The 19445-nt window shown below is 68.7% G+C and carries 12 protein-coding genes and 2 tRNA genes; 10 read left to right on the top strand and 4 right to left on the bottom strand.

Annotation, left to right across the window (positions count from 1 at the left end):
* Positions 1 to 61 precede the first annotated feature (61 nt).
* The 3 genes from nudC (at position 62) to AC06G6_RS13710 (ending at position 4075) form a co-directional block, all read left to right on the top strand.
* Positions 62 to 1129: an NAD(+) diphosphatase gene (nudC, locus tag AC06G6_RS13720; RefSeq protein WP_479822891.1), complete on the top strand. Its 1068-nt coding sequence runs from the start codon at positions 62 to 64 to the stop codon at positions 1127 to 1129.
* A 169-nt stretch (positions 1130 to 1298) separates the two neighbouring features.
* Positions 1299 to 3443 carry an ATP-dependent DNA helicase UvrD2 gene (locus AC06G6_RS13715; protein ID WP_479828683.1) on the top strand — a complete coding sequence of 715 codons (2145 nt, stop codon included), beginning with the start codon at positions 1299 to 1301 and terminating at the stop codon, positions 3441 to 3443.
* Positions 3443 to 4075 carry a M48 metallopeptidase family protein gene (locus AC06G6_RS13710; RefSeq protein ID WP_479822889.1) on the top strand — a complete coding sequence of 211 codons (633 nt, stop codon included), beginning with the start codon at positions 3443 to 3445 and terminating at the stop codon, positions 4073 to 4075. Before AC06G6_RS13715 ends, AC06G6_RS13710 begins: the two co-directional genes overlap by 1 nt.
* A gap of 80 nt (positions 4076 to 4155) precedes the next feature.
* On the opposite strand, the gene AC06G6_RS13705 is transcribed toward AC06G6_RS13710, so the two are convergent.
* Positions 4156 to 5679 carry a zinc-dependent metalloprotease gene (locus AC06G6_RS13705; protein ID WP_479822886.1) on the bottom strand — a complete coding sequence of 508 codons (1524 nt, stop codon included), beginning with the start codon at positions 5677 to 5679 and terminating at the stop codon, positions 4156 to 4158.
* Positions 5680 to 5914: 235 nt separating this feature from the next.
* Between AC06G6_RS13705 and AC06G6_RS13700 the strand changes: the two genes are divergently transcribed.
* From AC06G6_RS13700 to AC06G6_RS13685, 4 genes are all read left to right on the top strand, one after another.
* Positions 5915 to 7063, top strand: coding sequence for a YlbL family protein (locus tag AC06G6_RS13700; protein ID WP_479822884.1), 1149 nt, complete (start codon positions 5915 to 5917; stop codon positions 7061 to 7063).
* A gap of 172 nt (positions 7064 to 7235) precedes the next feature.
* On the top strand, positions 7236 to 10256 hold the full coding sequence (locus AC06G6_RS13695; RefSeq protein WP_479822882.1) for a UPF0182 family membrane protein: 3021 nt from the start codon (positions 7236 to 7238) through the stop codon (positions 10254 to 10256).
* A 215-nt stretch (positions 10257 to 10471) separates the two neighbouring features.
* A tRNA-Met gene (locus AC06G6_RS13690) sits at positions 10472 to 10545 on the top strand.
* A gap of 201 nt (positions 10546 to 10746) precedes the next feature.
* A tRNA-Met gene (locus AC06G6_RS13685) sits at positions 10747 to 10820 on the top strand.
* Between the two features lie 70 nt (positions 10821 to 10890).
* Here AC06G6_RS13685 and AC06G6_RS13680 read toward each other — a convergent pair.
* From AC06G6_RS13680 to AC06G6_RS13670, 3 genes are all read right to left on the bottom strand, one after another.
* Complete coding sequence (locus AC06G6_RS13680) at positions 10891 to 12330, bottom strand: cryptochrome/photolyase family protein (RefSeq protein WP_479822879.1); 1440 nt, start codon at positions 12328 to 12330, stop codon at positions 10891 to 10893.
* Between the two features lie 169 nt (positions 12331 to 12499).
* Positions 12500 to 13285 (bottom strand): PspA/IM30 family protein, encoded by a 786-nt coding sequence (locus AC06G6_RS13675; protein WP_307460029.1) that lies wholly within the window; start codon positions 13283 to 13285, stop codon positions 12500 to 12502.
* Between the two features lie 150 nt (positions 13286 to 13435).
* Positions 13436 to 15475 (bottom strand): TPM domain-containing protein, encoded by a 2040-nt coding sequence (locus AC06G6_RS13670; protein WP_479822876.1) that lies wholly within the window; start codon positions 15473 to 15475, stop codon positions 13436 to 13438.
* A gap of 295 nt (positions 15476 to 15770) precedes the next feature.
* On the opposite strand from AC06G6_RS13670, the gene AC06G6_RS13665 reads away from it, so the two are divergent.
* From AC06G6_RS13665 to AC06G6_RS13655, 3 genes are all read left to right on the top strand, one after another.
* Positions 15771 to 17429: a S1C family serine protease gene (locus AC06G6_RS13665; RefSeq protein ID WP_479822873.1), complete on the top strand. Its 1659-nt coding sequence runs from the start codon at positions 15771 to 15773 to the stop codon at positions 17427 to 17429.
* A gap of 246 nt (positions 17430 to 17675) precedes the next feature.
* Positions 17676 to 18476, top strand: coding sequence for an electron transfer flavoprotein subunit beta/FixA family protein (locus AC06G6_RS13660; RefSeq protein ID WP_479828681.1), 801 nt, complete (start codon positions 17676 to 17678; stop codon positions 18474 to 18476).
* Positions 18477 to 18490: 14 nt separating this feature from the next.
* Positions 18491 to 19444 carry an electron transfer flavoprotein subunit alpha/FixB family protein gene (locus AC06G6_RS13655; RefSeq protein WP_479822871.1) on the top strand — a complete coding sequence of 318 codons (954 nt, stop codon included), beginning with the start codon at positions 18491 to 18493 and terminating at the stop codon, positions 19442 to 19444.
* Position 19445: the final 1 nt, after the last annotated feature.

Genomic DNA, 19445 nt, shown 5'->3' with positions numbered 1-19445 from the left:
GGATGCCCACATACGCCCGGGAGAAATGTCATTTGTCAGCGGGAGTCAGTACGGTGGGTACATGAGTCTTGCGGAGTCACCGGCGTCCAATCACCAGGCCCAGGCGGGCACGTCAGTCTCCCCGCACACCGGCCCGGCCGCCAACCATCTTTTGGACACAGTCCTTCCCGTACGCCCGGCGCTGATTGACCGCGGCTCCGCCGCACGGCTCAAGCCCGGGATGCTCGAGGAACTGCTGACCTCCGGCGCCGCACGGGCCATGGTGTTGTCCGGCCGGCAGGCCCTCATCAACGGCAGCAGCCTGGTGCTGCTGGACGCCGCCGAACTCGCCCGGCACCTGCAGGACACGGCCTACGCCCCGGAACAGCTGATTTACCTGGGCTCGGCCCTGCCCGGCTCGGACCTGGCGGCGGGAACCGAACTGGTCCTCTTCCTCCTGCCGCAGCAGTTCGAGGTCCAGGCCGAGGAATTCGAAGCCCACATTGCCGGCATCCCGGAGGGCGCGCAGTGGGCGGGGTTCCGTGATGTCGCGGCCACGCTAAACCCCACGGACACCGCGATCTTCATCGAGGCCAGCGCCATCGCCAACTGGCACGCCACACACACCCACTGCCCGCGCTGCGGCACCGCCACCGCGCCGGAAGCCGGAGGCTGGGTCCGCCGGTGCCCCGCGGACGGCTCCGAGCACTACCCGCGGACCGATCCGGCCATCATTGTCACGGTGGTGGGCCCGGACGGCCGGCTGCTGCTCGGCGGCGGCGGCCCCCTTGATGCCCGGAACTATTCCACCCTCGCCGGGTTCGTCGAGCCGGGGGAGTCGCTGGAACAGGCAGTGGTCCGGGAAATCGGCGAGGAAGTCGGCGTGCGGGTCACCGCCTGCCAGTACCTCGGTTCCCAGCCATGGCCCTTCCCGGCGTCCCTGATGCTCGGCTTCACGGCCTCGACCGCGGACACCGAAGCCACGCCCGACGGCGTCGAGGTCACGCGGGCGCGCTGGTTCAGCCGGAGCGAACTGCAGGCTGCGGTCCACAGCGGCGAGATCGTCATCTCCAGCAGGCTGTCCATCGCCCGGGCCCTGATCGAGCACTGGTACGGCGGGGTCATCCAAGACCGCGCGGAGAACCCGTGAGGTGCTTGACAACACGCAGCGGCAACCCCGCTCCGCGGACCGACCACCGCGGCGCATCCACCGCACACCCTCGAACGACTGAGCAGCAGAAGTGAATACAGATATCTTTCAGTCCAGCGCCTTCCCGTCCGGCCCGTCCGATCCCTCCGGCCCGTCCGGCGCAGGCGACGTGGCGCCGGACGCCGACGCCGCGGCGCCGGACAACCGCTCCCTGGAGGAGCGCATTCTCGGCGGCCTGGACGCCGAGCAGCGCGAAGTTGCCAGCACCCTGCAGGGACCCATGTGCGTGCTCGCCGGCGCCGGCACCGGCAAGACCCGCGCCATCACGCACCGGATCGCCTACGGCGTGCACTCCGGGGTCTACAACCCGCAGCGCCTCCTGGCCGTCACCTTCACGTCGCGGGCAGCGGCCGAAATGCGCAGCCGCCTCCGCGACCTCGGCGTCGGCAACGTCCAGGCCCGCACCTTCCACGCCGCAGCCCTGCGCCAGCTCCAGTTCTTCTGGCCCCAGGCGGTCGGCGGCGTCCTGCCCAACCTGCTGGACCACAAGGCCCAGATGATCGCCGAGGCGGCCCGGCGGCTGCGCCTCAGCACCGACCGCGCCTCGATCCGGGATCTGGCGTCCGAAATCGAATGGGCCAAGGTGTCGATGCTGACCCCGGCCAACTATCTGGAAAAAGCCCAGGGCCGCGGCGCCCCGGGCGGCTTTGACCTGACCGCCGTCGCCCGCGTCTTCCAGTCCTATGAGGACGTCAAGACGGACCGGAACGTGATCGACTTCGAGGACGTGCTGCTGATCACCGTGGGCATCCTGCAGGAGGACCCGAAGGTCGCCGCCACCGTCCGCGAGCAGTACCGCCACTTCGTCGTCGACGAATACCAGGACGTTTCGCCGCTGCAGCAGCGGCTGCTGGAACTGTGGCTCGGCGGCCGCGACGAGCTCTGCGTCGTCGGCGACGCCAGCCAGACCATTTACTCCTTCACGGGCGCCTCGCCCAAGCACCTGCTCGGCTTCAAGGCCCAGTACCCCGAGGCCACCGTCGTCAAGCTGATCCGCGACTACCGCTCCACCCCGCAGGTGGTGAGGCTGGCCAACGAACTGCTGGCCGGCCGGCGCAGCGGCGGCCCCGTCGCCGACGCCGCCTGGGCGACGCCGCTGCAGCTGCTGGCGCAGCGCCCGGCCGGTCCGGTGCCGCAGTTCACCGAATGCTCCGACGACGAGGCCGAGGCCGCCACCGTGGCGGTCAAGGTGCGCGGGCTCCTCGATGCCGGCACGCCGGCCAGCCAGGTCGCCGTGCTGTTCCGCACCAACGGCCAGTCCGAGGCCTACGAGCAGGCCCTGGCCTCGGCGGGGATCGGCTACCAGCTGCGCGGCGGGGAACGGTTCTTTGCCCGCAAGGAAGTCCGGGACGCCATCCTGCAGCTGCGCGCAGCCACCCGGGCCGTCGCCGAAACCGCCAGCCCCGAGCCGCTGGGCCAGCTGGTCCGCGACATCGTCGCCTCGCTGGGATACACGGAGGCTGCCCCGCATAGCGGCGGCGCGCTCCGGGAACGCTGGGAATCCCTCGCCGCGCTTGTCGCGCTGGCCGACGAACTCGTGATCAGCCGCGGCGCGCAGTTCACGCTCGCGGACTTCGTCAACGAACTCCAGGAACGCTCCCTGGCCCAGCACGCCCCGACCGTCCAGGGCGTCACCCTGGCCTCGCTGCACGCCGCCAAGGGCCTCGAATGGGACGCCGTGTTCCTCGTCGGGCTCAGCGAGGGGCTGATGCCGATCTCCTTCGCCGACAGCCCCGAGTCCGTGGACGAGGAACGCCGCCTGCTCTACGTCGGGATCACCCGGGCCAGGGAGCACCTGTTCCTGTCCTGGTCCACCGCACGGACCCCGGGCGGGCGCGCCAACCGGAAGCCCTCGCGGTTCCTGGACGGGCTGCGCCCCGACTCCGTGGCCAGCTCCTCGGTCCGCGGCAAGGGGGCGGCGCCGCGCCGCAAAGCCGCCGTGCCGGCCACCTGCCGGACCTGCGGGACGATGCTCTCGTCCGGGGCCGAACGCAAAGTGGGCCGCTGCAACCAGTGCCCGCCCAGCTATGAGGAGCAGACCTTCGACGCGCTCCGGCAGTGGCGCAAGGACATCGCGCTCGAAGCCGACGTCCCCGCCTTCGTGGTCTTCACCGACGCCACCCTGACCGCCATTGCCGAAGCCCGGCCCGGATCCCTCGAAGAGCTCGCCAAACTTCCCGGGGTGGGCCCGTCCAAACTGGAGAAATACGGCGAAGCAGTGCTGGCAGTGCTGGTCGAAAGCACAACTCTCTGATGGCCGGCAGCAGCCGCCCAGGTCCCGCAGCCATACCGCTGACCACTGCCGACGGCGCCCCGGTGGAGGTCCGGCGCTCCGCCCGGCGCCGCCGCACCGTGGCGGCGTTCTGGGAGAACGGCACCGCCGTCGTCGCCATTCCCGCCTCCTTCAGCCGCGCCCAGGAACACGAATGGGTGCACCGGATGCTTGAGAAGCTGCGGCTCCAGGGCGAGCGGGGGACCCGGGGTGCCGGCCGGCGCCGTCCGCGCAGCGATGCCGCCCTCGCGGCGCACGCCGCCGACCTGTCCGCGAAGTACTTCGGCGGCCGGGCAGTCCCGTCCTCCGTGCGCTGGGTGGGCAACCAGAATTCCCGCTGGGGGTCCGCGACGCCGTCGGAAGGGACCATCCGGCTGTCGGACAAGCTGCAGCCCATGCCGCAGTGGGTCATCGACTACGTCCTGCTCCATGAACTGGCGCACCTGCTGGTGGCCGGCCACGACGCCGCGTTCTGGCGGCTGCTCGAGGCCTACCCGGACACCGCCCGGGCCAAAGCCTTCCTTGAGGGCGTCTCCTTCGCCACGTCCCGCGGACTCACGCCGGGCGACGACGATGACGTGGACGCCGGCGGGACGGACACTCTGACCGTCTGAAGACCCCGCCCCGCGCTGGCGGCGCCGGCACGCAAAAGCCCCGGCCGGAACCGCAGTTCCGGCCGGGGCCAGCCGAGTAGCTAGGACTTGGGGTTCTCGCCGTTGCCGGGGGCGTCCTCGGTCCCGGTCCCGCCGGTGTTCTCACCGGATTCCTCCGCGGACTCACCGCTGTCGTCCCCTGCTGCGCGTGTGTCTTCTACAGACTCACCGCTCTCTTCTCCGCCAGTATCTGCCCCGGTCTCCGGGGCTTCCTCCTGCTCATCGAAGCCGCCGCTGAGCAGCTTCTGCAGGGCGTCGTCAACCTCGGAGTCGCTGGCCTCGGCCAGCTTCCGGCGTTCGCTGAACCCTTTCGGGTCCTCCAGGTCCTCTGCGGTGGGCAGCAGATCCGGGTGCTGCCAGATCGCATCGCGGCCGTCGACTCCGCGTTCGTCCTTCAGCAAGGCCCAGAGTGCTGCGGCCTCCCGGAGCCGGCGCGGCCGAAGTTCCAGTCCCACGAGGGAGGAGAACGCATGTTCGGCCGGGCCACCGGTGGCGCGGCGGCGCCGCACCGTCTCACGCAGCGCCGCTGCCGAGGGCAGCAGCTTCTCCGTGGCAGCCCAGCTCAGCTCGTCCACCCAGCCCTCCACAAGAGCGAGGGCGGTCTCCAGCTTCTCCAGCGCCTGATCCTGCGCGGGAGTGCGTTGCGGCATAAAGACACCCTGCGACAGGGCCTCCTGGATGCCCTCCGGGTTGCCCGGATCGAGTTCGCGGGCGAGTTCCTCGATCTTCGAGGTGTCGATGTGGATGCCGCGGGCGTAGGCCTCGATGGCGCCGAGGAGGTGCCCTCGCAACCAGGGGACCTGCACGAACAGCCGGGCGTGGGCCGCTTCGCGGACGGCCAGGAACAGCCGGATGTCGTTCTCCGGCAGGCTGAGGCCTTCGCCGAACTTCGCCACGTTGGAGGGCAGCAGGGCCATTTCGAGGTCCGCGAGCGGCACGCCGATGTCGGTGGAGCTGACCACCTCGGCCGACAGGGCGCCGATGGCCTGGCCCAGCTGCATGCCGAAGATCGCCCCGCCCATGTTCTGCAGCATGGAGGACGCGCCGCCCATCATGGACTTCATTTCCTCCGGCATCTGCTCGGTCATGGCCGTGGACAGGGCATTCGCGATGCTGTTGGCAACCGGCTCGGTCAGGCGCTTCCAGGTGCCGAGCGTTTCCTCGACCCATTCGGCCCGCGACCAGGCGCGGCCGATCAGGCCCGTGGCCGGCAGGCCGGTGACCTGGTCAAGCCACAGTTCGGCGAGCCGCAGGGCTTCATCGACCTCGCGGGACTGCTGCGCCGTGACCGACGGGTCGGAGCCACTGGCGGCCACGCGCCGGGCGTTTTCGTGCGCCAGCTGCCAGTTCACGGGGCCTTCCGAGGGGGCGCTCATCATGGCCTGGACCTGGGAGAACATCTGGGCGAGGAGGTTCGGGTCGTCCGGGAGGCCGGCTGCCTTCGCCAGTTCCGCGGGGTCGATGTTCCCCATGCCCTGGCCGCCCATCAGGTTCTTCAGCATTTCTGCCAGCGGATCCTTGGGTTCCTCGTCTCCATTGGACGGATTAAGTGGGTTGGACGTCATGATCCCGCCGATCGTCGGTGTGGCTGCTTCTCACGTTCACGGTACCGCGCAGCCAGCGGGCTGTCTGCTGAAACCCCGCCACGTTCGCTGTAGGCAAAGAGCCCGGCCGGCAGCCGAGCGCGTAGTGTTAGAAACTGGAATATTGGCAGGCGGCAGCCGCGGCTTCGGGCGCGGGCGCAGTGCGCTGATCAGGGGGTCCACAGGGTCCCCGGCGCCGGCACGGAGAGGTCCTTCATTGACGATTACGCAGGGCGGGCAGCCCGGCAGCGAGCCGGCGGCCGGCCAGACCCGGGGCCGCAGGGCCCTGCTGCCCGGATCACGTGCCGGCCGGCAGCGGGACAATCGCTCATCAGCCATGCTCGTCTCGGGACTGCTGGCAGTGGCACTGGGCATCACCGCCCTGAGCCTGCCTGTCCCGTACGTGGTGGAATCGCCGGGCCCCACTTTCAACACCCTCGGCAATGACAACGGCCAGCCGGTCATCAGCGTCACCGGCCGCGAGAGCTTTCCCGCCAAGGGCAACCTGGACCTGACCACGGTCTACGTCGACGGCGGCCCCAACGGTCCGGTGACGGTGTTCGAGGCGTTTTCCGCCTGGCTTGACGGCTCGAAAGGCGTCTATCCGGAGGAACTCGTCTTCCCCACCGGTGTGACCAAGGAACAGTCCCAGCAGGAAAGCGCCGTCGCGATGACCGCTTCACAGGAGAACGCCGTGGCCTCGGCACTCCGGGAACTGGGGATCGCATTCGAGCAGAAGATGCAGATCGCGGGCGTCCCGGAGGGATCCGCCTCCGCCGGGAAGCTCCAGGAAAACGACGTGGTGGTCTCCGTCAACGGCAAGCCGGCTACCGCGCTGAGCGTCGTCCAGGCCGAGCTGGCCGGCGGCAACGGCGCCCCGGTGGAGGTCGTCGTCGACCGCGACGGCAGCAGCGTAGCCATCAGCATCACTCCCTCCAGGACCGAGGCCGGGCGGTTCATCCTCGGCGTCCTGCTGCAATACCAGTTCAAGTTCCCCTTCGACGTCAAGATCTCCCTGGACAAGGTCGGCGGTCCCAGTGCCGGGATGATGTTCGCCCTGGGCATCGTGGACACCGTCACCCCCGGCGACCTGACCGGCGGCAAGCACATCGCGGGTACCGGAACCATCACCCCCGACGGCGTTGTCGGGCCGATTGGCGGCATCAGCCAGAAGATGCACGGCGCACGCTCCGGAGGCGCCACCTTGTTCCTGGCGCCGGCCGCCAACTGCGACGACGTCGTAGGACATATTCCGGACGGTCTGCAGGTGGTTCGGGTCGAGAATCTGGCCGACGCACGGAAAGCGGTGGAACTGGCCGCGTCCGGTGCCGACACATCGGGCCTTCCGGTTTGCTCCAGCAACTAGACTGGCGGCGGAACTAAGATCCGCCGCCACTCGTGGCACTTATGACGGCTTCGCCGCCCTGTTGGGGCGGTGCCGGCGGTCGCTACAATGCAGCAACTTCGCGTTCCTGCATCGAAGCACCGCACAGATAACTAAAAACCAGTAACTGACGACCAGCTATGAGGTACCGAGTTTGTCCCGTCCCGCCAGCACTGTCCCGCCCGGAAGACCCCAGCAACGACGAAGCGCACTGACGCCGACGTTGATTGTTGTGGCCTTGATTGTTGTGGGCTTCATCTTCTTCGCCAATGTCTGGACGGACGTCCTCTGGTACCAGCAGCTGGGCTTCTTCGAAGTCTTCCTGACCGAGAACCTGGCACGCATCGCCATCTTCCTGGTCGGGTTCGCCCTGATGTTCTCCGCAGTCTTCTTCGCCATCCGGATCGCCTACCACGCCCGCCCCGTGTACGCGCCGGACGCGGATATCCGGGACAACCTGAACCGCTACCAGGTCCAGCTTGAACCGATCCGCCGCGTCGTCATGATCGGCCTGCCGGTCCTCTTCGGCCTGTTCGCCGGAAGCGCCGCAGCCAGCCAGTGGCAAAAGGTGCTCCTGTTCCTGAACCAGGAGGCCTTTGGCCAGAACGATCCGCAGTTCGGGCTCGACATCAGCTTCTACCTGATGACACTGCCGTTCCTGGGCTTCGTCACCGGCTTCCTGATCAGCGTCACCATCGTCGCCGGCGTCGCCGGCATCCTGACGCATTACCTGTACGGCAGCATCCGGATCATGGAACGCGGCATCTTCACCAGCCGCGCGGCGCAGATCCACCTCGCCGTCTCCGGCGCAGCGTTCCTGCTCCTGCTGGGCGCCAACTTCTGGCTGGACCGCTACGCCGCCGTGCAGAACAGCGGCGGCCGCTGGGCCGGTGCGCTGTACACGGACGTCAACGCCGTCATCCCCACCAAATCCATCCTGGCCGTGGCCGCGGTCCTCGTCGCCGTGCTGTTCGTCGTCGCTGCCGTGATCGGCAAGTGGCGGCTGCCCGTCATCGGAACCGCCATGCTCGTCATCACCTCGATCCTGGCCGGCGGCGTCTACCCCTGGGTGATCCAGCAGTTCCAGGTCCGGCCCTCTGAGCAGACGCTCGAGAAGCCGTACATCGAACGCAACATCAACATGACCCGTTCGGCCTACGGCCTGGACAAGATCCAGGAAACCCGTTACAACGCCACCACCACCGCCGCCACAGGCGCGCTGGCCCCCGACGCGCAGACCACGGCCAATATCCGGCTGCTGGACCCCAACCTGATCTCGGACGCATTCTCCCAGCTCGAGCAGTACCGGCCGTATTACCAGTTCCCGAGCGCGCTGAACGTGGACCGCTACGAGATTGACGGGAAGATCCAGGACACCGTCATCGCCGTCCGCGAACTCAACCCGGACGGGCTGAGCGCCAACCAGCAGTCCTGGTTGAACCGCCACGTTGTCTACACCCACGGCTACGGCGTCGTCGCCGCCAAGGGCAACAAGTTCACCGTCGACGGCAAGCCGGAATTCCTGCAGGCCGGAATCCCCTCCACCGGCGTGCTCGGCGATGACTCGACCTACCAGCCACGGATCTACTTCGGCGAGAACTCGGCAGACTACTCGATCGTCGGCGCCCCCGAAGGCGCACCGAACCGCGAGCAGGACCGGCCGGCCGCCAAGGAAGGCGACGGAGAAACGCAGTACACCTTCACCGGCGACGGCGGCCCGAACGTGGGCAGCTTCTTCAACAAGGTCCTCTACGCGATCAAGTTCCAGTCCTCGGACCTGCTGCTCTCTGACGGTGTGAACAGCGAATCCCAGATCCTCTACGACCGCAACCCCCGGGAACGTGTCGAAAAGGTTGCCCCGTACCTCACCGTGGACGGCAACGCCTACCCGGCGGTCGTCGACGGACGGGTCAAGTGGATCGTGGACGGCTACACCACCAGCCCGTACTACCCGTACTCCCAGCAGGAGCAGCTTTCCGAAGCCACCGCCGACTCGCAGACCACTGCGGGGCGGACAGCCTCGCTGCCCAACACCTCCGTCAACTACATCCGTAACTCGGTCAAGGCCACTGTGGACGCCTACGACGGCAAGGTCACGCTCTATGCCTGGGACGACCAGGACCCGGTGCTGAAGGCCTGGCAGAACATCTTCCCGTCCTCGCTGAAGCCGTTCTCGGAAATGTCCGGGGATCTCATGAGCCACGTCCGCTACCCGGAGGACCTGTTCAAGGTCCAGCGGGAACTCCTGGGCCGTTACCACGTCACCCAGCCGGATAACTTCTACACCAACAACGATGCCTGGAGTGTCCCGAACGATCCGACCGTGCAGGACGACGTCAAGCAGCCGCCGTACTACATGTCCCTGAAAATGCCTGACCAGGACAGCCCGGCCTTCCAGCTGACGTCCTCGTTCATCCCGCAGGTGGTCAACGGAAACGCCCGCAACGTGCTTTACGGCTTCTTGGCGGCGGACTCCGACGCCGGCAAGGAGAAGGGTGTGAAGGCCGAGAGCTACGGCCAGCTCAGGCTCCTGCAGATCCCGCCGGAAGCCAACATCCCCGGCCCCGGCCAGGCGCAGAACAAGTTCAACTCCGACCCCACGGTCTCGCAGGCGCTGAACCTGCTGCGCCAGGGTGCCTCGGCGGTGCTCAACGGCAACCTGCTGACGCTGCCGGTTGGCGGCGGCATGGCGTACGTCCAGCCCGTCTACCTGCGGTCCACCGGTGAAACCTCCTACCCCACGCTGCAGCGCGTCCTCGTGGCGTTTGGTGACAAGATCGGCTTCGCGCCGACCCTTGACGAGGCACTGAACCAATTGTTCGGCGGTGAGTCGGGAGCCAGCGCCGGCGACTCGGCCAACAACGGGCAGACGCCCGCGACGCCCACGACGCCGGGGGAGACCCCGTCCGCTCCGGGCAGCACGGACGCCAAGGCAGAACTGAAGGCGGCACTGGACGCGGCGAACGCCGCCATTAAGGCCGGCCAGGAGGCCCTTGCAAGGGGCGACTTCGCTGCCTACGGCGAGGAGCAGAAGAAGCTGACCGCGGCCCTGCAGCGGGCCATCGACGCCGAAGCCAAGATTGCGGCGGAAACTCCGGCTCCTGCGCCGGCGGCCAGCCCTGCTCCGGAGCCCACCACGCCGGCGGCCACCCCGGCCCCGACGCCGAGCAGCTGACGCCCGGCCCGCCGGTGCATGGTCCGCCGGTGTAAGGCCGGCTGACGCCCGGCCCGCCGGTGCATGGCTGAAGGCCGGGTTCCCGCTCCTACCGGAGCGGGAACCCGGCCTTCCCGTTCCCCGGAGGGAACTACCCCACGCCCGGGGGTGGAGACGCACATCACGCCGCCTCGATTTGGCCTCAAGTTCACCGGCAGGTAGAGTTGATCTTGCGACGCGGGGTGGAGCAGTTCGGTAGCTCGCTGGGCTCATAACCCAGAGGTCACAGGTTCAAATCCTGTCCCCGCAACTGAAGAGAAGGTCCGGCACACTGGAAACAGTGCGCCGGACCTTCTGCTTTAAGTCGGCAACGGGTGTCCTGGAGTTAGGGGTTAGCGTCCTGGAAGGCGGGCACCATGGTGGCCCGGGCAGTGGTCCCGGTAGTGGTCCCGGTAGTGGTCCCGGTAGTGGTCCGGGCGGCCCCAAAAGTACGGTAGTGTTGATCTTGCGACGCGGGGTGGAGCAGTTCGGTAGCTCGCTGGGCTCATAACCCAGAGGTCACAGGTTCAAATCCTGTCCCCGCAACTGAAGAAGAAAAGATAAGGCCCGGATCTGTTGATCCGGGCCTTATCTGTTGCCCCAGTTCTCTGGTGCGCTAGCCGTCCTTGAGCCGCTGGTAGGTCTCCAGGGCCCGTGCACGGGACTCCGGCAGCCCGACGATCGGTCCCGGGTAGCCCGCGGCCAAACCGTCGGCCTTCCACGGTTCGTGGATCGTTTTGTCGTCCAGACCGGACAGCTCCGGGAGGAACGCGCGCAGGTAGCGGGCGCCGGCGTCGAACTTCTTGCTCTGGGTGACCGGGTTGAAAATCCGGAAATACGGCGAGGCGTCGGCGCCGGATCCGGCCACCCACTGCCAGTTCGCCGGGTTGCTGGCGGCGTCGGCATCCACGAGGGTGTCCCAGAACCAGGCCTCGCCGAGCCTCCAGTCGGCCAGCAGGTTCTTGACCAGGAAACTCGCGGCGGCCATCCTCACGCGGTTGTGCATCCAGCCGGTCTGCCACAGCTGGCGCATCCCGGCGTCGACCAGGGGGTAGCCGGTGCGGCCCTGCTGCCAGGCTTCGAGTTCGGCGTCGGAGGGTGTCTGCCAGGCGAAGCGGTCAAACTCGGGTCGGTAGTTCCGGGTGGCCAGCTGCGGGTTCTCGTAGAGCAGCTGCCAGCAGAACTCCCGCCAGCCGAGTTCGGAGCGGAAGATCCCGACGTCGGCCGGCGCCGCGGGCCCGAAGTGTTCCCGCAGCGCATGCCAGATGCGGAAGGGGCTGATCTCGCCGAACCGCAGATGCGCGGACAGCCGGCTGGTTCCCTCAACCCCGGGGATGTCCCGCCCGGTGCCGTACTCCTCCGCCGGACCGTCGAGGAAGTCCTCCAGCCGCTGGTGGGCGCCGGCTTCCCCGGGCTGCCAGGTGCTGGCGAGGCCGGCGCTCCAGTCCGGCCGGCGGGGGAGCAGCCCCCAGCTGTCCAGCGGGTCGCCGGCGGGGACCCGGCCCCCTGCGTCCACAGCCGGGGCAGGGAGGCGCTCCGGGGCGTCCAGGGGGAGCCGGGGCTCCTCACCGTCGAGGCAGGCCCGCCAGAAGGGCGTGAAGACCTTGTACGGCCCGCCCGCCCCGGTCCGCACCGTCCACGGCTCGAACATCAGGTTTGCCTGGAAGCTGGCCGCCGTCAGGCCCTCGTCCGCGGCCCAGGCCTTGACGCCGGAATCGACCTCGCGTTCGGGGCCGCCGTAGCGGCGGTTCCAGAGCAGCGTCGAGGCGCCGGTCTCCCGGGCCAGGTCCCGGATGATGTCCGCCGCCGCGCCCCGGCGCAGCAGCAGGCGCGAGCCCGTGGCTTCAAGTCCGGCGGCGAGGTCCGCCAGCGAATGGTGCAGCCACCATTTCGTCGCGCCGCCGAGGGGCCGCACGCCGGGTGAGGACTCGTCGAGGACATAGACCACGGTCAGCGGCTGTCCCAGCGAAGCCGCCTCGCTCAGGGCGGGATTGTCGTCCAGCCGGAGGTCGTCGCGGAGCCAGACAAGGGTCGAAGACAGGGTTCCCGAAGACATGGGTCAACGGTACACGCGGTGCCCCGCCGCGGCCGCACTACATCAGCACCGGCGGACACCGTCCGATCCAAGAACGGAGGCCGGGCCCAGCGACCGTCGGTGGACGGTCCGGGCCCGGCCTCTGCCGATCCGTGCTAAATCCTCCGGCGGAAACGCGCCGGAGTTGTGCCTACAGCTTGTCGAAGTCCGCCTCGTCGACAGTGGAACCGGCGGCGCGGTTTTCACCGGCGCCAATGGCGGCGGGGGAGCCGCCGGACTTCAGCGCGGCGAGGCGCGCCTCAATCTCGGTCTGCTCGCCGAGGTCCTCGAGCGAGTTGAACTGTGCGTCCAGGCTGGAAGCGGCGAGTTCCTGCTGGCCGCGGACCTTGGCTTCTTCGCGGCGGATCTTCTCTTCGAAGCGGCCCACCTCGGACGTGGGATCCATGAAGTCGATGCTCTTCATGGCGTCGTGCACCTGGGTCTGGGCCGCGGCGGTCTTGGAGCGGGCCACCAGTTCGTTGCGCTTGGACGTGAGTTCGTTGAGCTTGCCCTTCATCTGCCCCAGGCCGTGCTTGAGCTTGTCCACGACCTCGGTCTGGGAAGCGATGCTCGGCTCGGCGGACTTGGCCTCGTTCTCCGCGGACATCTGGCGCTGCAGGGCCACCTTGGCGAGGTTGTCGAACTTCTCGGCGTCAACGGTGTCGCCCTTGGCCCGGTACTCGTCCGCCTTGCGGGACGCGGCGAGGGCCTTCTTGCCCCAGTCCTGGGCGTTCTTGATGTCCTCGTTGTAATCGTCCTGGAGCATACGCAGGTTGCCGATGGTCTGGGCTACGGCCGACTCCGCCTCGGCGATGTTGTTGGTGTAGTCCCGGACCATCTGGTCCAGCATCTTCTGCGGGTCCTCGGCCTGGTCCAGCAGGGAGTTGATGTTGGCCTTCGCCAGCTGCGCCATGCGGCCGAAAATGGACTGCTTCATGGTGTTACCTTTCGTCCTGCTCAGTGGTTCCCACTGAATTTCGGTGAACAGTGAAATGTACCGCTTCTATCCGCCGGCGGGAACGTGCCCGCTGGCGCCTAGTCTGTGTGTGCCCGGCGTGGGGGCCGTGTTCTGGCCGGGGGGTCCGGCCTAGAAGTCGCCTCCGCCGCCGAAGTCGCCGCCCCAGCCTCCGCCGGCGTCACCGCCGCCGCCCCAGCCGCCGCCGGAATCGCCGCCGCCGCCCCAGCCTCCGCCTCCACCGCCGCCGTGCAGGATGGAGTTGATCAGGATGCCGCCAAGGATGGCGCCGCCCAGGCCGCCGCCTCCGCCGCCGCCGAACATGCCGCCGCGGCCGTAGCCCTGGTTGGCGTAGCCGCCGAAGTGGTCGACGTCGGACTGCGCCTGCTGCGCGGCCTGTGCCGCCAGCGAGTGCGCCTGCTGGGCGTACTGCAGGGCGGTGACGGGGTCCGTGCGCGAGATGGACAGGGCGTAGTCGAGGTTCCGCTGGGCTTCCGCCAGGCGGGTCCGGGCCTCGGTGCCCACGCCGCCGCGGCGGGCGGTGATGTAGTCCGAGGTCGCGCTGATCTGCGCCTGCGCGGACATGATGCTTTGCTGCAGCGAGGCCTGCGCCCGGCGGGTCTGCTCCTGCTGGTCCCGGATGCCGGAAAGGGCTCCATCGAGCGACTGGTGCGCCGTCTCGACCCGCTCCAGGGTGGCGATCGGATCGATCTTGCCGCCCTGGATTTCGGCCTTGACCTGCGCCAGCGCCGCTTCCACGGCGGCGACAGGTCCGGCGAGTTCGGGGTGCGCCCCGGACTGGATCAGGGCCCGGGCCTGGGCCAGGTCCTGGGAGGTGTCCACGACGGCGGACTCCAGGCCGCTGCGGGCCTCGTCGAGGCTTCCGGCGACCTTCGTGATGGCGCCGATCAGCACGTTTGTCTGGTGCAGGCTTTCCTCCGCCGCGCGGACGGCGACGGCGGCCAGGCTGCCTTCGCCGGCGCTGAGCTTCTCCTGGGCCGTGACGGAAGCGTTCTGCACAAAGGCGAGGCGTTCCTTGGCCTGGTTGATGTTGTCGCCCACCTGGACCAGGGCACTCTCGGCGTACTTGGCGCGCAGCTCGGCGAGGGACCGCTCGGCGCTGGCGATTTTGGCCTCCGCCTCACTCGCGCCGGCGCTGACCGCGGCCAGGGCCTGCGGGGCATTCTTCTCCAGCTCGCGCAGTGAATCGAAGTCGGCCTTCTGCTCCTGCAGGGAGGCCAGGGCCGCCTCGGAACGGCGGATGATCTCACCGAGCCAGGTCCGCTGCTGCTCTTCGGTATCGGGGATGTGGTCATCGAGCTGCTGCTGCAGTTTGAAGGACTCCGACATGTGGCCCTTGGCGTCCTGCAGGGCCTTCGTGAAGTTCCCGACGGCGGCATCACCGTATTGTGCCTGCGCGAAGCCAAGCTCCTGCTCGCTGGACTTGATGGCGTCGTCGGCCTCAATCAGGAGTGAACCGCTCTTGCGGCGCAGTTCCTCGACGGTGAGTCCGGCCAGCGGATCCAGCTCGGCGCCCTGCGTGCCGTAGCCTGCCTGCGCCCCCGCGGCGGCTTTCTTCCGGCGGTTGCGGAGATACAGGTAGGCACCCGCTCCGCCCGCGGCAACGACGCCCACGCCCACGAGCACGGCGCTGCCGGCGCCGCCACCCTCGGACGGGACGGTGCCCTTGCCTCCGCCGGCGGCATCGCCGATGGCTGCGGCGCTGTCGATGGCGGCCTGGGCATAGTCGCCATTGCGCAGGTTCGGGTCAACCGCGCTGGTCACGATGGTGTCGCGCTGGGCGTCCGTGATCTTGCTGTTGGACGGCTTGCTCAACAGGTACTGCCGCGTGTCCGTGGCAACTGTCAGCAGCATGGCATTGGCACCGAGGCTGGCCGTGTCGGCGACCTCCTTGGCCCACTCATACCGGTCGGTGGGGTTCTCGAACCTGTCCACGTAGACGACGTGGTACGTCATCGCGTGGTCGGCGCCGAGCTGCTTGATGGCCTGTTCGACTTCGCCCCTCCGGTCGCCCAGGACCCCGGCGGAGTCGACGACCTTTGTGACGGGGTCGAGGGTCACCGGATCTTCGGCGAGGGCCGGAGCGGCAGGAAGCGCCAGCAGTCCGACGACGCCAAGAACGGCGAGGAGACGTTTATAGGTAGACCGCATGTGCAACCCTTCAGCACTTCTGCGACCAGTTCGGGCCGAACCGGTCGTCACAGAATGCAGCAGCGCCCCCACGCAGATGTAAAGCCGCAGGTCGCTGTGGCGATTCCATTTGATTCTATGGTGCACCCATTAGGCCGTCCACCGGCGGGAATATGCCACCAGCGAAAAGCGCTGAACCCCTCGGAGCAACGGCCGACGCGGCGCTTCCGGTGTCCAGCAATCTCCCAGCAAACGTGCGCCCTAGTATCAGTGAGATCGTCCATAGTTAATAGAGACGAGGATGAAAGGAAGTCTTATGACTGAGAACCCAGCGCAGGGCGCGACACCAGAGAACCGCGAGCCGGCCACGCCGAACGAGGGCGCTCCGGGGGTCCCGCAGGCTGCCCCCGCGCCGGACTCAGCCCACGAGAATCCGACGCTCCGGCTGGACCAGGCCGCGGACAACCCCCCGCAGCCGGTCTACCCGCAGCACCAGCCGTCCTACGGCCGTCCCCCGGCGCCGGAGACGCAGCAGTTCGGTGCACACCAGGAACACCCGCAGCAGGGCCACGCCCCGGGTCAGCCCGCCCAGCCCGCACCCGGGTACGGCCCGCCGGCCGGAAACTCCGCCTTCGGCCAGCACCAGCCGACGCGTGACCAGCACGGCAACCCGCAGTACGCCCAGGGGCCCTACGGCCAGCAGCAGGGCGGCTACGGGAGCAACCAGCCCGGGTCGCCGTATGCGACCAACCCGGCCCACGCCCCGAAGCGCAAGGCTGCCTTCGGCGTCCCCACCCTCGTGGCCAGCATCCTCGCAGCGGGGCTGGTCGGCGGCGGCGTCGTCGCAGGCGCCACACAGCTGCTGGAGGACCCGGCCATCATGTCCACGGGATCCGGCAGCAGCAGCCAGGCCGGCCCTGTCATCGTGAACAACCGCGAAGACGTGAACGCCATCACCGCGGCCGCCGTGAAGGCGACCCCCAGTGTCGTCACCATCAAGGCCTCCAGCGGCAGCGAGGGCGGCACGGGCTCCGGCATCATCCTGGACGGCGAGGGCCATGTCCTCACGAACACCCACGTCGTCACCCTCGACGGCACGGCGGCCAACGCCGCGATCGAAGTCCGGATGAGCGACGGCCGGGTCTACAGCGCCGAGATCGTCGGCACTGATCCGCTGTCCGACCTCGCCGTGGTGAAGATCCAGAACGGTTCCGGGCTGGTCCCGGCAGTCCTGGGCGACTCCGGCAAGCTGAACGTCGGCGATACCGCCGTCGCGATCGGATCGCCCCTTGGCCTCACGGGAACCGTGACCGACGGCATCGTCTCGACCCTGAACCGCACGATCAGTGTTGCCTCCTCGGCCGCGCCCAAGGAAGGCGCCGACAACCCCCAGGGCGGCGACCAAGGCTTCCAGTTCGCCCCGCCGGACGGCGGACAGGGCCAGAGCACCACCAACCAGGGAAGCATCTCGATCAACGTGATCCAGACCGATGCCGCCATCAACCCGGGCAACTCCGGCGGTGCCCTGGTCAACACAAAGGGTGAGATCATCGGCGTGAACGTCGCGATCGCCTCCGCCGGCGGCGACTCCGCCAGCAGCGGCAACATCGGGGTTGGCTTCAGCATCCCGATCAACCACGCCAAGCGGGTCGCCCAGGAGATCATCAGCACGGGCAAGGCCACCCACGGCCAGTTCGGCGTCAGCGTGAAGCAGAAGACCGCGAGCTCCTCGGCCTCCGGTTTCTCCATCGGGGCAGAGGTCGCCACGGTGGAGCCCGGCTCCGCCGCGGACAAGGCCGGCGTCAAGGTCGGCGACGTCGTGACGAAGTTCCAGGACCTCACGATCAGCGACCCGAACCAGCTGACCGCGGCCGTGCGCGAGCAGCCCGCCGGGGCCTCGGTCAAGGTCACCGTCCTCCGCGACGGCAAGGAACAGCAGCTGGACGTGACCCTCGGCGCGGCCGCCGAGCAGTAGGAACAGAGCACGGCGCCACCATCCGCAGGCCGGGCGGCACCCTCAGGTGCCGCCCGGCCTGCGGCGTGCCGCGCACCTGCCCGCACGGCGCAGCCCTGACACAGGCCTTAACCCAAGCCGTGGCCGTGCCCCCCGATGTGGTTAGCTAGGATCAACCCGGCACCCCCGGGCGTTCCGTGGCCACGACCCCACCCGGCTGGCTGTCCACCCGCATGGAAGGCTGCTGTAAACACAGTGGAAGAGACATTGAAGATCATCGTGCTGGTCAAGCACGTCCCTGACGCCCAGTTCGACCGACACCTCACGGGCGAGGGCAACACGGCGGACCGCTCCGAGAGCATCCTGTCCGAACTGGATGAGTACGCGCTCGAAGCCGCGCTCCAGCTGATCGAGGCCCGCGGCGGCGAAGCGGCCGGCAACAAGGTCATTGCCCTGAGCATGGGTCCCGCCGGTGCGGTCAACGCGGTGAAGAAGTCCCTGCAGATCGGCGCCACCGAAGGCGTCCACCTCAGCGACGAGGCGCTGGCCGGGTCCGACGCCGCGGCCACCTCGCTGGCACTGGCCGCCGCCATCCGCCACCTCGGCGCGGACACCCCCGCAGACCTCGTCATCACCGGCATGGCCTCCACCGACGGCGAAACGTCCCTGGTCCCGGCCCAGCTCGCTGAGCGACTCGACCTTCCGCAGGTCACGTTCGCGTCCTCGCTGGAGCTCGACGGCGGCAAACTCACCGCCCGCCGCGACGGCGACTCGCACGCGGACACGGTCGAGGCCACCCTGCCCGCCCTCGTTTCGGTCACGGACCAGGTCAACGACCCGCGTTATCCGAACTTCAAGGGCATCATGGCGGCGAAGAAGAAGACCATCACCACGCTGAGCCTTGCGGACATCGGCGTCGACCCCGCACAGGTCGGGCGGTCCGGATCATGGACCGCCGTCGAAGCCGCCGAGGTACGCCCGGCGCGCACCGCCGGCACCATCATCACCGACGAGGGCGACGCCGGCATCAAGCTGGTCGAGTTCCTGGCCGCCCAGAAGCTGCTCTAAGGGGATTCCCAGACATGGCAAAAGTGCTTGTATTCATTGACAACCCCGGCCCGGCCCTGAAGAAGGCCAGCCTGGAGCTGCTCACCATTGCCCGGTCCCTGGGCGAGCCGGCGGTCGCCTTCAACGGCGAGCTGCACGACGACGTCGCGGCGACGCTGGGGGCCTACGGCGCCCAGACGCTGTACCGGCCCTCCGCGGCGGACCTCGACGACTACCTCGTCGGCCCCAAGGCCTCCTACCTGGCCGCCGCCGTGCTGACCGCCCATGCCACGGTCGTGCTGACCGAGAACTCGGCGGAGGCCAGGGAAATCGCGGCGAGACTGGGCATCAAGCTCGGTGCCGGCGTCATCACCGACGTCGTCGCCGTGGACCCGGACGGAACCGCGCACAAGTCCGTGCTGGCCGGCTCCTGGACCACCACGGCGAAGGCGACAACGCCGGTCGCGGTCCTGACCGTCAAAGCCAACAGCATCACCCCCGAACCCGCCGTCACCGGCACCGCGCCGGGAACCGTCACCGTCGAGGTGCCGGAGACCGCCACCGCGGCCTCGGCCCGGATCACGGCCCGCAACGAGAAGGCCGCCAGCGGCCGCCCGGACCTCGCAGAGGCGCGGATTGTGGTGGCCGGCGGCCGCGGCGTCGACGGGAACTTCGGCCCGGTGGAAGAGCTGGCCGATGCCCTCGGTGCCGCCATCGGCGCCTCCCGCGCCGCCACGGACGCCGGCTGGATCGGCCACGACGCGCAGATCGGCCAGACCGGCAAGACCGTGTCCCCCCAGCTGTACATCTCGGCGGGCATCTCCGGCGCCGTCCAGCAAAAAGCCGGCATGCAGACCGCCAAGGTGATTGTGGCCGTGAACAAGGATGCCGAGTCGCCGGTCTTCGAGATCGCCGACTTCGGCATCATCGGGGACCTCTTCCAGGTCCTGCCGCAGGCAACCGCAGAGATCAAGAAACGCAAGGGCTGAT

It is taken from the genome of Arthrobacter sp. CJL-S3 (genome assembly GCF_056711635.1).
The sequence above is the reverse complement of the archived record's forward strand: the minus strand, read 5'-3'. Positions and strand labels throughout refer to the sequence as shown.